Source organism: Lentzea tibetensis (assembly GCF_007845675.1).
Classification (GTDB): Bacteria; Actinomycetota; Actinomycetes; order Mycobacteriales; family Pseudonocardiaceae; genus Lentzea; species Lentzea tibetensis.
This window is the reverse complement of sequence record NZ_VOBR01000007.1, coordinates 41,961-54,518: the sequence shown is the minus strand read 5'-3', so window position 1 is coordinate 54,518 and position 12,558 is coordinate 41,961. Positions and strand designations below refer to the sequence as shown.

The following is a 12,558-nucleotide window of genomic DNA, read 5'->3' as shown; positions in this document are numbered from 1 at the left end:
CACGTGCGCGCGCGAAACCCGATTCATAACACCGTTCTGACACAGGCCAACGCCCCGTTGGCCCGACCTCGCACACCTTCTGACGATTACAGAAAGTGACACCAGGGAGGACGTCATGGTTCGAGCAGAGTTCACCGCGATCCCCACCGACCAGCACCACCAGGAGGCGCTCAAGGCCGCAGACAGCGAAGTGCGCGACGAGCTGCGCCGCGCCGACACCAAGGCGATCGGCCTGCTCGGACTGTTCGGCGCCGCACTAGCCGGCGTCGTCGCGCTGCTCGGCACCCACCCCGGTTCCGCCGCCACCGTGCTGTTGCACCTCGCCGCGCTGCCGATCGCCGCCGCGATCGTGCTGCTGCTCGCCGTGCTCCGCCCCACCCTCGATTACCGCTGCCCCTACGGGTTCCCACGCTGGGCCCGCTTCCGCGGCCTGCCCACCGATCTGCTCGCCGACCTCATCGAACCGGGCGCGCTGATCGTCCGGACCGAGGTGCTGGCCGCGATGTCGGCCGCCGTGGTCGCGAAGTACTGGCGGATCCGCACCGCGGTCCACCTGCTGCTGACCGGCCTCGCCCTGCTCGCCCTCGCCGTCCTCACCGCCTGAGCCGGGGAGGCGCAATCCGATGAATCCCACAACGGTTGTCGTCGACCACGACCTCGCCACCATCGCCCATCACGAGGCCGCGCACGCCGTCGGTGCTCTCGTCAGTGGCAACGCCGTGCCCAAGGTCCGGATCTGGCAGGCCACCCTGGCCGGTTGGCGCGGCTGGACCGACATGGAGTTCGAGGAGTCCCCGGACGGCGATCACGCCGCCGCTGTCGCGCTGCTGGCCGGTGTGGCCGCGGAACTGGCCTGGCTCGAGGAGCACGACGTACTGCGGTCGGCGTGGCCGCACGACGTCGATGCCAGCGGCGCCTACGACCGCACGGTCGTCCACGAGTGCCTGGCCCGCATCCCGCGCGCTCAGCGGCCGAGCTTCCGCGCGGTGCAGGGCGAGGCCGACCGGCTCGTCGCCGCGCACTGGGGCCGCATCACCGACCTGGCCGCGCGGCTCATCGACGCCCGCTGCCTGCACCACGTCACCCGCTGAACTCACGCGAGAACAGGAGTACAGATCATGGCCGGTCTTCCCGAGGTCACCGTTGCCGGAACCCTCACCGCCGACCCCGAGCTGCGGTTCACTCAATCCGGTATCCCGGTCGCGAACTTCACCGTCGCAGCCAACGACCGCAAGTTCGACCAGCAGTCCGGGCAGTGGGTCGACGGCGACGCCACGTTCCTGCGCTGCACCCTGTGGCGCCAGCCCGCCGAGAACCTCGCCGAGTCACTGCGCAAGGGCAACCGCGTCCTGGTCACCGGCACCCTGCGCCAGCGGTCCTACGAGGTCGACGGCCAGAAACGCACCGCGATGGAACTCGACGTCACCGAGGTCGGTCCCTCGCTGCGCTGGGCCACCGCCAAGGTCGTCAAGGCCACCCGCACGACCGCCACGACGGGCGCGAGCCCGGCCGCTGACGCGTGGAACACCACGCCGGCCGCCACGGGCTCCGGGTTCGCCGAGGAACCGCCGTTCTGATCCGCGCCGGGCGTTGCGGGGCGATGTCGCCGACCAAAGCAAGACCCCGCCCCGCAACCCCGCTCTCCCACCGCTTCCACGGTTTCGAGGAGCCACCCATGAGTACCACCAGCACCATCTTGCTGACCACCGCCACCGCTGGGTACGCGGCCAGCACCGCCTACGCCCTGCACCTGTTCCGCCGCCTGCACATCGACCCGTTGACCGGGCTGGGCAACCGCGAAGTCCTGTCGATCCTGGCCCGCCGCGCCGCCCGGACCCGCCGTGGTGGCGCGGTCGGTGTGCTGCTGCTCGACATCGACGGATTCAAAGCCGTCAACGACACCCACGGCCACGAGGCGGGCAACCACGTGCTGCGCGTGCTCGCGTCACGGCTGGCCGCACTGCGGCTGCCCGGCGAGCACCCGATCCGGCTGCACGGCGACGAGTTCGCCGTCTGGCTCGGATGCGTCCCGTCCGGCGAGCGTGGCCGCCAGGCCGCCGTACACCGTGCCGACCGAGTGCGTGCCGCACTCGCCGAGCCGATCACCGTGGACGGCCACCGGCTGCGGGTCGCGGTCAGCATCGGCGCCCACACCCTTCCGGCCCGCGAGGTGTCGCTGTCCGCGCTGCTCGCGGGGGCCGACGCCGCCATGTACGCGGACAAGCACGACCGCCGCTTGACCAGCCTCCCCGCCACCGGACGACTGCGTGACCAGCGCCCCGAGCCCGGACTGGAGAGTGCGTGATGGGCATCGTCTACTGCGGACCGTACGCGGACCTGATCGACTCCTACTCCCACGAGGGCTACGCCGCCCGCAAGCTCCCCAGCGGCAAGCTCACCGGCACGTGGACGCACGAGACCCGCGAGTTCGTCGGCTACGTCGCCCAGTGCGACTGCGGATGGACTGGCGCCACGCTGCACCCGCCCACCGAGCAGGGCGAGGAGACCGCTGGCGATGAGTGGGACCGCGAGCACTTGCAGCAGCTCATCGACAAGGCCAAGCGTTCGTGGCGCCAGTGGGCCGACCGCACCGGCGACGCCGTGCAGCATGTCGCCGACCTCGTTCGCGACCAGCAATTCCATCGGGCTGCTGGCGTGCTGACGCGGTTGATCGAGCAGCTCAAGGTCCGGCAGCGCGTCGTTGCCGAACTCGCCGAAGGCCGGGACCACTGGTGAGCGGCCTCACCCGGCCGATCTGCGAGGTGGTGCTGCCGTGGAACGGGCAGATGGCGTTCTGCCGGGGCTGGGAGTTCGGGCTGATCGTGTTTGCCTGGCGCGGGAAGCCCGGCGCCGTCCCACCTGGTCTCGCCACACGTCGCCAGCTGCGGATGATCGGGCTGCGCCCGAACGGGCAGGGCGCGCAGGCGCTGCTGTGGTTCCGCCACCGCAAGCCCTACCGGCGCGAGGAAATGGCCGACCTATTCCGCGTGGACCTCGCCGCGCCGGTCCGGCCGCTCAACGCCGCGCGGATCTTCGCGCTGGACAAGGCGATGGCCGCCCGCCGCTGGTGCCCGCAATGCCAACGCGACGTCGGCTACTGCGTGCCCACCTCCTACAAGCGCTGCTGGACCTGCTTCGAAGCCAACGAGTACGCGGAGGCCTGCTGATGTCCCTCACGTTCACCGACATCTTCTGCGGCGCCGGCGGTTCCTCGATCGGCCTGGCCGCCGCGGGGTTCGAGCTCAAGCTGGCCGCGAACCACTGGGACCGGGCGATCGAGACGCACGCCGCGAACTTCCCCGCCGCGGAGCACCTGTGCGCGGACGTCTCGAACTACGACATGCGGCGCCTGCCGCGCACCGACGTGCTGTGGGCCTCGCCGATCTGCACCGAGATCAGCCCAGCCGGCGGGCGCAAACGCCAGCGCGCCCAGCTCGATCTCCTCGAGCAAGGCCCTGTGCGGCAGGCCGGGTTCGAGCGCACCCGCGCCACCTTCATGGACGTCATCCGCGCCACCGAGGTGCACCGCTACCGCGCCGTGCTGGTGGAGAACGTGGTCGACGTCGCCACCGACTGGGAGCTGTTCGACTGGTGGATCGGCGGCATGAAGCTGCTGGGCTACAACGTCCAGTTCACCAGCGTCAGCTCCGCGCACATCGGCGACGAGACCAACCCGCACGCTCCCCAGTGGCGTGACCGGCTCTTCATGAGCTTCACCCGTGAGGGCATCCCGCTGCCCGACGTCACGCCGCGCCCGCTCTCCTGGTGCGCGGCGTGCGCCGAGCAGGTGCGGGCAGTGCAGTCGTGGCGCAAGCAACGGCCCCGGCCGATCGGGAAGTACCGCCAGCAGTACGACTACCGCTGCCCCAACGCCGCGTGCCGCCACGCCCTGGTGGAGCCCTACGTCCTCCCGGCCGCCGCCGCGATCGACTGGACCGACCTCGGAGGACGCATCGGCGACCGCGCCCGCCCGCTCGCGGCATCCACCATGCGCCGCATCGAGGCCGGGCTGGCCATGTTCGGCGAACCGACCATGGTCACCGTCACGCACGGCGGAGACGACGGCCGCGCCTACCCCGCGCGCACCGCGCCGCTGCACACCCGCACCGTGAAGATCGGGGACGGCCTGGCCACGCCCGGCTACCTGGTGCCCTCAGGCGGTACCTGGCGCAGCGACGCGACCAGCCTGCGTGTGCCGATGCCCGCGCGCACCACGAGGGAGAACGACGCCCTGGTGTGCTCGCCGTTCCTCACCGTGCTGCGCAACCACGCCACCGCCACCGGCGTGGACGCCCCGCTGACCACCGTGTCCGCCGGAGGTAACCACCACGGGCTCACCGTGCCGCCCGGCGCGGAGAACGCCTTCTACGTCAAGAACTACGGCGGCAACCTCGAACCCCGCCACGCCGCCAAACCTATCGGCGAGCCGTTCGGCGCGGTCACCACCCGCGACCACCACGCCCTGGTCATCCCCTACCGCAAAGACGCGAAACCGCACGGCACCGACCAGCCGCTGTCCACGGTGGCCACCCGCGAACAGCACGGCGTGCCGCGCACCGCCATCGACGTCGCCGACTGCCGCTACCGCATGCTGCGCCCCCGCGAACAGCTCCGCGCCCAACGGTTCCCCGACGACTACCACGTCACCGGCAACGTCGCCCAACAGACCATGCAGGCCGGAAACGCCGTGTCCGCCAACGTCGCCCAATGGCTCGCCGGACGCCTCGCCCAGATCCTGGCCTGACCATCACCGCACCGGAAGGGAATCCCATGAAGATCCGTGTCGAGGGCACCCGCGACGAGACCACCGCCGCCGTGGCCGCGCTGCGCGAAGTGTTCGACGTGCACGAGGCCAGCCGCTTCTACCCCAACCGCGGGGACTCCGTGCTCGGTCGCGTGTACCTCACCGTGGCCGCACACACCGCCCGTGTCGTGCGCGCCACCGCCGCGCGCACCGATCGCCTGCCGCCCGCCGGTGAACTCGACAGCTGACCCTCACCAGCACCACCCGGACCCCGTGGCGGGGCGAGTGCAGCCCACCACCTCGCCCCGCCACGGCACCAACTCAAGCCCCCAGGAAGGAACCGATGTGAGCACCGAACCCGCCCGCCTCGCTGAGATCCTGCGCGCCGCCGCATGCGGCTGGCACGTCTTCCCCGTCGTCCCCGGCGCCAAACGCCCCGCCGTCGACGAGTGGGAGTCCCGCGCCACCACCGACCCCACGGTGATCCGCGACTTCTGGACCCGCTACCCACACCACAACGTCGCGATCGCGACCGGGCCGTCACACCTCGTCGTGGTCGACTGCGACGTCGCCAAGCCCGGCCAGGTCGCACCGGACGGCTTCAACATGCTCGGAGTGGCAACAGGGCTCGACGTCCTGGCGGTGCTGGCCGAACGGGCTGGCACCACGATCCCTGCCACCTGGACCGCGCACACCCCATCCGGTGGCACGCACCTGTACTTCCGGGCACCCGCCGGCCACCCGTTGCGCAACACGGCGGGCACGCTGGGCTGGCTCATCGACACCCGCGCACACGGCGGCTACGTCGTCGCTCCACCATCGATCACCGCCGCTGGCCGCTACGAGGTCACCGACGACCGCCCGCCTGCCGAACTACCCATCTGGCTGGTCCAGCCACCCGCCGCCAAGCCGTCCACGGCCGCCTCAGCGCCCGGCCAGAACGCCCTTGCGCAACGGTCCGCGTACCTGGACGCGATCGTGACCGGCGAGTGCGCCAAGGTCGCAGCCGCCCAGCGGAGCCGCCACAACAAGACCCTGTTCCAGGCCGCGCTCAGCCTTGGACAACTGGTCGGGGGTAACGAGCTGGGCCACGCCGACGCTGCCCACATGTTGCAGCAATCCGCCGCGCACATGGTCACCGGCGACTGCGACTGCACGCCCCGCCAGATCACGGCCACCGTCCAGTCCGGAATCAAGCTCGGAGCCACGCGCCCCCGCCGCCTGCACCGCGACGCCGCCTAGCTCTCGTCACCACTACTAACACACGGCCGGTGCCGCACACCGCGATGCGCGGCACGGGCACCCCTCACCGTCCACTCCAGACACCACGGTTGGAGGCACCTCCATGAACGCGACGAACAAGCACCTGCCCGAGACTGGTGCTGCGCGCGTTCTGCGTGCTGTGCCGGACGAACCTGGCCAGTCCGGAGGCGCCAACCAGACCGGAGACGGTTGGGAGCAGCCGGTTCCGCTCTCGGCTGCACAGCGGGCGCTGCCCACGTTCCCGGTCGACGTCCTGCCCGGCTGGGCGGCCGACATGGTCAGCGCCGTCACCGAGTTCACCCAGACACCGGCGGACCTCGCCGGGTGTGTCGCGCTGTCCGCGTTGTCGACGGCCGCGGCCGGGCGCATCAGCGTGCGTATCCGGCCGGGTTGGACCCAGCCGGTCAACCTGTTCCTGGCTGTGGCGCTGCCGCCGGGATCGCGCAAGTCCGACGTGTTCGCTGCCATGGCTGGACCCATCCGCGAGGCTCAGGCTGAACTCGTCGAACTCGCGCTGCCGCAGATCGAGGAAACCCGCATCCAGAAGGTCGTCGCCGAACGCGAAGCGGAGAAGTTGGAGAAATCCGCCAGTAGCGCCGACGTCGTGTCCATCGGCCTGGCCAGTGACGCGGCGCTGCGCGCACAAGAGATCGTGATCCCAGCCAAGCCCCGCCTGGTCGTGGACGACATCACCGCGGAGAAGGCCGCCACCATCATGTCCGAACAGGGCGGACGCCTGGCCGTGCTCGCACCCGAGGGCGGCATCGTCGCCAACATCGCCGGGCGCTACTCAGGAACCCCGAACTACGAGGTGTTCCTGCGCGGCCACGCCGGCGAATACCTCGAGGTCGACCGCCAGGGCCGCGACTCCGACTTCATCGAACACGCCTACCTCACCCTGGGCCTCGTCGTACAGCCGCAGATCATCCGCGACCTCGGACAGATCAAGGCAGCCAAGGAACGCGGTTTGCTCGGACGCTTCCTCTACTCGCTGCCGGTCAGCACGGTCGGACACCGCGAGATCCGCGTACCCGAAGTCCCTGACCACATCAGCACCACCTACCGCACACGGCTCGCGCAACTGGTGCTGCACCTGGCACCGCGCGACCTGACCACCGTCGACTTCAGCCACGATGCCGACGAGGACATGTTCGCGTTGCAGACCGAACTCGAACCTCAGCTCGCGCGCGGCGGCACCCTGCACCACATCACCGACTGGGCCGCCAAGTACGCCGGGACCGTCGCCCGTCTCGCCGGGCTGCTGCACCTCGCCGACCGTCCCGCCGACAAGTGGTCCACCGAGATCACCAGCGAGACGTTCAGCCGCGCCCGCGCTCTCGGCTCCTACTACCTCGCGCACGCACTCGGTGCGTTCGACTACATGGGCAGCGACGAGGCCACCGACGACGCCCGTGCGGTGCTCGCGTGGATCGAGCGGCAGGGACCGATCAGCTTCACCGTCCGCGAGCTGTTCACCTCGATCACCAGGGCACGGTTCCGCAAGGTCGCCGACCTGCTGCCCGCGCTCGATCTGCTCGAACAGCACTTCCACATCCAGCGCGCACCCGAAGCCGAACGCAGTGGACGAGGCCGCAAGCCCAGCCCCACCTACTTCGTGCACCCGGCGCACCGGCAGCCCGCGCGATGACCCTGCCGCAGAAACCGCAGAATCCGCAGAAATCCTTCAAGGGGTGGATCTGCGCTGGTCAGCAGTGCTGCGGCCGATCACGGGCCGTCTGCCGCAGAACTCCGCAGAACTGCCGCACAAATACCCAGCTGCGGGGAGAGGCGAGCGGCCCCGGCGCCACGCGCAGCCGCCAGGTGCTCCGCGCACGCGGGCCGCCGCCGCGACCGCCCTGAATTCTGCGGCAATTCTGCGGAATTCTGCGGCAAGCGAGCCAAGATCACCGACACCGCCACTGAGCTGCACAAACCCACAACTACCGCCAATTCTGCGGATTCTGCGGTTTCTGCGGCAGCCCAGCGGCGTCGACTCCGAGGAGCATCCGTGTCCGACCAGCAGCCTGCCCTCATCTCCGTCCCTGCGGCCGCCGAACTCCTCGGCATCAGCCGCGCGTCCGCCTACCGCTACGCAGACGCAAACCAGTTGCCGGGTGTTCGGCGGTTCGGCCGACGTGTGTACGTCGTCCGTGCTCGGCTTGAGGAGTTCCTCGCGTCCGACGAGCAGCTCGCTGCGGACGCGGCATGACCAAGCGAAAGCCCAACCGGGGTCAGATACCGGGCACTGTCTTCAAGCGTGGCAACAAGTGGGCGTATGCGTTCGATGGCCCGCCGCACCCGTTGACCGGTGATCGTCAGCGGATCACCAAGAGCGGCTTCGAAACCGAAGACGACGCGTGGGACGCGATGGCGGAAGCGCAGAACGCCATCAAGACCGAGACCTACGTCAAGCCGTCCAGGGCCAAGGTCTCCGACTTCTTCGAAAGGTGGATCCCGTACGCGCACACGACGACGGAGCCCACGACCGCGGCGAACTACGAGCAGCTCGCCAAGGCGTACGTGCTGCCGTGGATCGGGAAGCGGTCGATGCAGGAGATCGTGCCGTCCGTGATCGTGGCGCTGTATCAGCACCTGTTGACGGCGGGGAGGCGCAAGCGCGACACGAACTGGGAGATGTTCCAACTCTGGGAAGACGCTCAGCTGAGCAAGCGGGAGATCCGGCCTCGTGAGGTCGCCGACAAGGTAGGCGTCTCGTACGCGGCGGCGCGCAAGGCGTTTCGACGGTACGAGGTCGGCAGGGTGCCGAGTCCGCCGGAAGCCGGGTTGTCTCCGAAGACGGTGCAGAGCGTGCACATCATGCTGAGTTCGGCCATGACGACCGCGGTTGTCTGGCAGTACATCGGCAGGAACCCGGTCACCGGTGTCAAAGCGCCATCCGTGCCGCGTCGGCCGCACAAGACCTGGACGCCGGCGCAGCTGCGGCGGTTCCTGGAGGAGGCGCGTGGAGAGCGACTGTTCGCGATGTGGGTGCTGGAGGCCGCCACCGGCATGCGCCGCTCCGAGCTGTGCGGTCTGCCGCTGGACAGGTTCGCTCCTGAGGAGGCGAGAGTCCGGATGAACGCGACGCGCGTGGTCGCGGGCGGCAAGGTGCAGGCGGGCAGCGGCAAGAGCCAGAAGAGCCGCCGTTCGATGGCGCTGGACGCGTTCACCGTGGCGGTGGTCCGGATCCACGTCGCGATGATCGAGGAGGAGAAACGGCTCTGGGGCAGCACCTACCAGGACCACGGGCTGATGTTCTGCTGGGAGGACGGCACCCCGATCTACCCGGACACGATCACCGAGCACTTCAACCGCATCGTGGACCGCGCCGGTCTGCCGCGGATCCGGCTGCACGACGTGCGGCACACCTACGCCACGATCGCGCTGCGGTCCGGCACACACCCGAAGATCGTGAGCAGTCGGCTCGGACACGCCAAGGTGGCGTTCACCCTCGACACCTACACCGAAGACATCCCCGACATCGATGCCGACGCGGCGGAGGCCATCGGTGGTCTATTCCTACCGGTCCTGAAAGAGGAGGACGACTGAGCGGCTAAATCCCTGTTTGGCTACCGTTTCGGCTACCGAAGGCCGGTTTCCGAACTCCTTGGCGTGCGCGAAAAACCGAAAGGCCCCCTCATCTGTGCAGATGAGGGGGCCTTTCGGCTGAAATGGGCGATACTGGGATCGAACCAGTGACCTCTTCGGTGTGAACGAAGCGCTCTCCCGCTGAGCTAAACGCCCTTGTTGAGTTGTTGCTAGCCCCGCTCTCGCGGTGTGGCCATAGCTTACAACATCACCCGCGAGACCCAAAAATCGGGCTCTCCAACCAGGGTTCGTGCACCCCGAACCATCCGCCAACCAGGGAGAACACGCCGAGCAAGTAGCAAGTTGCGAGCACGATGGCGCAGACGCCTGCCATCACCAGGCCCTTGACCCAGCCGGGCTGGCGCTTGAGCCACTCGACCCAGGCGTCGTAGTAGCGCTTGGCGAACTTGAGCACGCGGCCGGCCCACTCGAACTCGGTCGCGAGGATGGCGAGGCCGAAGAACACGACCAGCCAGCCGGGGCCGGGGTACGGGATCATCAGGATGCCCGCGACCAGGACGAGGCCGCCGACCACGCCGACGCCGATGCGGTAGGCCAGGTTCAGCGCGGGGGTGCGGCGGAACCAGTGGCGGGGGCCGTGGTGGTGCTTCTTCGTCTCATCCTGTTGGACCACGTGTTTACGCTACCTGCCCGTTGGCGACGATGGTGGTGGGTTCGGCAGGTGCGACACGTCCGGGTTCGATGGAGACCGCGAACTGCTTGTGCTTGTGGGCGTCGGCCGACCACGTGAGCAGGTTGGGGGCTCCGGACTGGAGGTCGAAGGTGGCCAGTGGCACCGGTGACGGCGTGCTGGTCCCCCAGACCACGTAGATGTGGCCGTTGTCGTTGGGCGACAGGCGTTCCGGCACGAAGGCGGCGTCGGTGGCGGTCGACACGAGTGTGCCGATCTCCTCGCCCGTCGTCGTCGACTTCAGCGGTACGTGGCTGGCCTTCGGGTCGACGCTGAGCGCCAGTGCTCGGTTCATCTGCTCGTTCTGCAGCTTCACCGCGGACACCTCGCCGGACAGCTGGTTCAGCTTGACCGCCGCCGCGCCGCCCATCGCCACCACGAGCAGGACCGCCGCGGCCGCTAGCAGGACGCGGGCCTTGCTGCGCCGGGGGCGCAGCGGGATCGGTGAGGCGTCCGGCAGGGCGTGCCTGGGCTGGTTCGGCTTCTGCGGCTCCTGCGGGGTGTGCTCGATCGCGTCCATCAGTCGCGCCCGCAGACGCGCCGGCGGCTCCTCGCGCCGGACGGATCCGCCCATCACGGCCATCACCTCGTGCGTCGAGCGCACGGTCAGCTGGCATCGCGCGCAGCCGGGCAGGTGGTCGCGCAGGATTGCTTCCTCGTTCGGCTCCAGCGCGTGCATCGCCCAGCCGACCGCGAGCTCCTCGTTGGGGCACGGCTGGCCCCTCCGCTCCCCGGTCACCGCTGCGCTCCTGTCGTCTCGCCGGTCTCGCCGGCCCACAAACTCCCCAACGTGCCGCGCAGGCGCCTGATGGCCGCGAATGTGCGCGACTTCACAGTGCCCAGCGGGACGCCGGTCAACTTCGCCACCTCGCACTGCGTGTAGCCGCCGAGGTAGGCCAGGGCTATCACCTGGCGCTGTTCCTCCGGCAACGTCCGCAGCGCGGCTCTGACCTCCGCCCCGACGACGCTGGTCAGCGCCTCGGCGTCCGCACCGTCCGCGGGCGGGACTGTGCGTTCGGACACCTCGTCCGTCAACGGAACATTCCGTCGGCGCTGGGTGTTCTCCCTACGGACGGTGTCGACAGCCCGGTGATGGACCACGGTCATCAACCAGCTGCCGAAACCTCCTCTGGCGGGGTCGAACCTGCTGGGGTGCCGCCAGAGGGCGAGGAACGCCTCCTGGACGACGTCCTCCGACAGGTCGGGGTCCACACAGATGCGTCGTGCCAGCGAATACGCCGGCGTGCCGTACCGGTCGTACAGCTCGCCGAACGCGGTTCGATCGCCCCTGGCGAGCCTGCTGACCAGCTCGACATCGGACGGTCTACCGTCGCTCGACGCACCGGGTTGGGCAGGCGAGTCAGCCACCAGAGATGTCCTCACGTCCAACATTCGCGCAACAGCCGGTACCGGGTTCAGGTTAGACCCAGCAAGATGTCAGATGCCGGAAGAACCACAAGAGCGCAGCAGGAGCGAGGTGGACACGGAACGCGCACGACCGGTGGCACTACGAAGTCATGATGCCCCGGACGGGTGATCTGCGACCCATTCTTGAGCGTTCCTCGCCACATGCACGTCACAACTAACGTGCTCGGTCGTTTCCATGACCGGGAAGGGAGAAGAGGGTAACGACGATGCGCAACGACCATGTGACGCTCCGCTCGACAGCGGTCTTCGACCTGCTGGCGCCGAGGACACCGGCGGTCCCGGTCCAGGTGGAGCTTCGATACGACACGAAAGACCCGTACGCGGTCGTTGCCGCGTTCCGAACCGGCCGTGCCGGCTGGGTCGAGTGGGTGTACGCCCGCGACCTGCTGGCCGACGGACTGATCGCCGACGCCGGTGACGGTGACGTCCGGATCCGCCCTGCTGCCGACGACCCCGAAGTCGTCGTCATCGAACTGAGTTCTCCCTCCGGGCACGCCATGTTCGAGGCGTCCGCCCAGGAGCTCGCAGACTTCCTCGACCGGACGTACGACGTGGTCGTGCCCGGCAACGAGCACCTGTGGGTCAACGTCGACGAGGCGCTGACACACCTCATCTCGAACGACTTGAGCTGAGAAACCCGAGGTCCGGGGGCCCACAAGGTGGTGGGGGACCCCCGGTTTGAAACCGGTTGAACCGGTCGTATAGGGTTTCCAACATCACGAACACAACGTGATGCACGCGGATGTAGCGCAGTTGGTAGCGCATCACCTTGCCAAGGTGAGGGTCGCGAGTTCGAGTCTCGTCATCCGCTCTGTGAGCCCCAGGCTCACTACCTGGTTGGACA

The 12,558-nt window shown here is 69.0% G+C and carries 16 protein-coding genes and 2 tRNA genes; 14 read left to right on the top strand and 4 right to left on the bottom strand.

The window, feature by feature from the left end; genetic code table 11:
• The first annotated feature begins 115 nt into the window (after positions 1–115).
• The 12 genes from FKR81_RS12660 to FKR81_RS12605 all read left to right on the top strand — a co-directional run bounded on the left by FKR81_RS12660 (position 116) and on the right by FKR81_RS12605 (position 9,556).
• Entirely contained in the window at positions 116–604 is a 489-nt protein-coding gene (locus FKR81_RS12660) for a Pycsar system effector family protein (protein WP_146351329.1), read from the top strand.
• 19 nt (positions 605–623) lie between these two features.
• Positions 624–1,091 (top strand): hypothetical protein, encoded by a 468-nt coding sequence (locus tag FKR81_RS12655; RefSeq protein ID WP_146351327.1) that lies wholly within the window; start codon positions 624–626, stop codon positions 1,089–1,091.
• A gap of 27 nt (positions 1,092–1,118) precedes the next feature.
• Positions 1,119–1,577 carry a single-stranded DNA-binding protein gene (ssb, locus tag FKR81_RS12650; RefSeq protein WP_146351325.1) on the top strand — a complete coding sequence of 153 codons (459 nt, stop codon included), beginning with the start codon at positions 1,119–1,121 and terminating at the stop codon, positions 1,575–1,577.
• A gap of 98 nt (positions 1,578–1,675) precedes the next feature.
• Positions 1,676–2,305, top strand: coding sequence for a GGDEF domain-containing protein (locus tag FKR81_RS12645; protein WP_146351324.1), 630 nt, complete (start codon positions 1,676–1,678; stop codon positions 2,303–2,305).
• Positions 2,302–2,736, top strand: coding sequence for a hypothetical protein (locus FKR81_RS12640; protein ID WP_146351322.1), 435 nt, complete (start codon positions 2,302–2,304; stop codon positions 2,734–2,736). Before FKR81_RS12645 ends, FKR81_RS12640 begins: the two co-directional genes overlap by 4 nt.
• Positions 2,733–3,167 (top strand): RRQRL motif-containing zinc-binding protein, encoded by a 435-nt coding sequence (locus tag FKR81_RS12635; protein WP_235921501.1) that lies wholly within the window; start codon positions 2,733–2,735, stop codon positions 3,165–3,167. The genes FKR81_RS12640 and FKR81_RS12635 overlap by 4 nt, the downstream gene beginning before the upstream one ends.
• Positions 3,167–4,744 (top strand): DNA cytosine methyltransferase, encoded by a 1,578-nt coding sequence (locus tag FKR81_RS12630; RefSeq protein WP_146351320.1) that lies wholly within the window; start codon positions 3,167–3,169, stop codon positions 4,742–4,744. The genes FKR81_RS12635 and FKR81_RS12630 overlap by 1 nt, the downstream gene beginning before the upstream one ends.
• A gap of 26 nt (positions 4,745–4,770) precedes the next feature.
• Positions 4,771–4,992, top strand: a complete 222-nt coding sequence (locus tag FKR81_RS12625) for a hypothetical protein (protein WP_146351318.1) — start codon at positions 4,771–4,773, stop codon at positions 4,990–4,992.
• A 97-nt stretch (positions 4,993–5,089) separates the two neighbouring features.
• Positions 5,090–5,986 (top strand): bifunctional DNA primase/polymerase, encoded by an 897-nt coding sequence (locus FKR81_RS12620; RefSeq protein ID WP_146351317.1) that lies wholly within the window; start codon positions 5,090–5,092, stop codon positions 5,984–5,986.
• A 103-nt stretch (positions 5,987–6,089) separates the two neighbouring features.
• Positions 6,090–7,655, top strand: a complete 1,566-nt coding sequence (locus FKR81_RS12615; RefSeq protein ID WP_146351314.1) for a YfjI family protein — start codon at positions 6,090–6,092, stop codon at positions 7,653–7,655.
• 360 nt (positions 7,656–8,015) lie between these two features.
• Positions 8,016–8,216, top strand: a complete 201-nt coding sequence (locus FKR81_RS12610; protein ID WP_222598247.1) for a helix-turn-helix transcriptional regulator — start codon at positions 8,016–8,018, stop codon at positions 8,214–8,216.
• Complete coding sequence (locus tag FKR81_RS12605; RefSeq protein ID WP_146351311.1) at positions 8,213–9,556, top strand: site-specific integrase; 1,344 nt, start codon at positions 8,213–8,215, stop codon at positions 9,554–9,556. The genes FKR81_RS12610 and FKR81_RS12605 overlap by 4 nt, the downstream gene beginning before the upstream one ends.
• Before the next feature lie 123 nt (positions 9,557–9,679).
• On the opposite strand, the gene FKR81_RS12600 is transcribed toward FKR81_RS12605, so the two are convergent.
• The 4 genes from FKR81_RS12600 to FKR81_RS12585 form a co-directional block, all read right to left on the bottom strand.
• Positions 9,680–9,751, bottom strand: a tRNA-Val gene (locus tag FKR81_RS12600).
• 52 nt (positions 9,752–9,803) lie between these two features.
• Complete coding sequence (locus tag FKR81_RS12595; protein ID WP_146351309.1) at positions 9,804–10,229, bottom strand: TIGR02611 family protein; 426 nt, start codon at positions 10,227–10,229, stop codon at positions 9,804–9,806.
• Positions 10,230–10,233: 4 nt separating this feature from the next.
• On the bottom strand, positions 10,234–11,025 hold the full coding sequence (locus tag FKR81_RS12590; protein ID WP_146351307.1) for an anti-sigma factor: 792 nt from the start codon (positions 11,023–11,025) through the stop codon (positions 10,234–10,236).
• Positions 11,022–11,654, bottom strand: a complete 633-nt coding sequence (locus FKR81_RS12585) for an RNA polymerase sigma factor (protein WP_235921500.1) — start codon at positions 11,652–11,654, stop codon at positions 11,022–11,024. Before FKR81_RS12585 ends, FKR81_RS12590 begins: the two co-directional genes overlap by 4 nt.
• A 266-nt stretch (positions 11,655–11,920) precedes the next feature.
• On the opposite strand from FKR81_RS12585, the gene FKR81_RS12580 reads away from it, so the two are divergent.
• The gene (locus FKR81_RS12580; RefSeq protein ID WP_030477975.1) at positions 11,921–12,346 is read left to right on the top strand and encodes an SsgA family sporulation/cell division regulator; all 426 of its coding nucleotides are present in this window, start codon (positions 11,921–11,923) and stop codon (positions 12,344–12,346) included.
• A gap of 106 nt (positions 12,347–12,452) precedes the next feature.
• Positions 12,453–12,525: transfer RNA gene (locus FKR81_RS12575), tRNA-Gly, on the top strand.
• Positions 12,526–12,558 lie beyond the last annotated feature (33 nt).

Coding starts and splice junctions, on each gene's coding strand:
- ssb (WP_146351325.1), top strand. CDS start 1,119: ATGGCCGGTCTTCCCGAGGTCACCGTTGCCGGAACCCTCACCGCCGAC.
- FKR81_RS12655 (WP_146351327.1), top strand. CDS start 624: ATGAATCCCACAACGGTTGTCGTCGACCACGACCTCGCCACCATCGCC.
- FKR81_RS12605 (WP_146351311.1), top strand. CDS start 8,213: ATGACCAAGCGAAAGCCCAACCGGGGTCAGATACCGGGCACTGTCTTC.
- FKR81_RS12580 (WP_030477975.1), top strand. CDS start 11,921: ATGCGCAACGACCATGTGACGCTCCGCTCGACAGCGGTCTTCGACCTG.
- FKR81_RS12630 (WP_146351320.1), top strand. CDS start 3,167: ATGTCCCTCACGTTCACCGACATCTTCTGCGGCGCCGGCGGTTCCTCG.
- FKR81_RS12660 (WP_146351329.1), top strand. CDS start 116: ATGGTTCGAGCAGAGTTCACCGCGATCCCCACCGACCAGCACCACCAG.
- FKR81_RS12615 (WP_146351314.1), top strand. CDS start 6,090: ATGAACGCGACGAACAAGCACCTGCCCGAGACTGGTGCTGCGCGCGTT.
- FKR81_RS12625 (WP_146351318.1), top strand. CDS start 4,771: ATGAAGATCCGTGTCGAGGGCACCCGCGACGAGACCACCGCCGCCGTG.
- FKR81_RS12645 (WP_146351324.1), top strand. CDS start 1,676: ATGAGTACCACCAGCACCATCTTGCTGACCACCGCCACCGCTGGGTAC.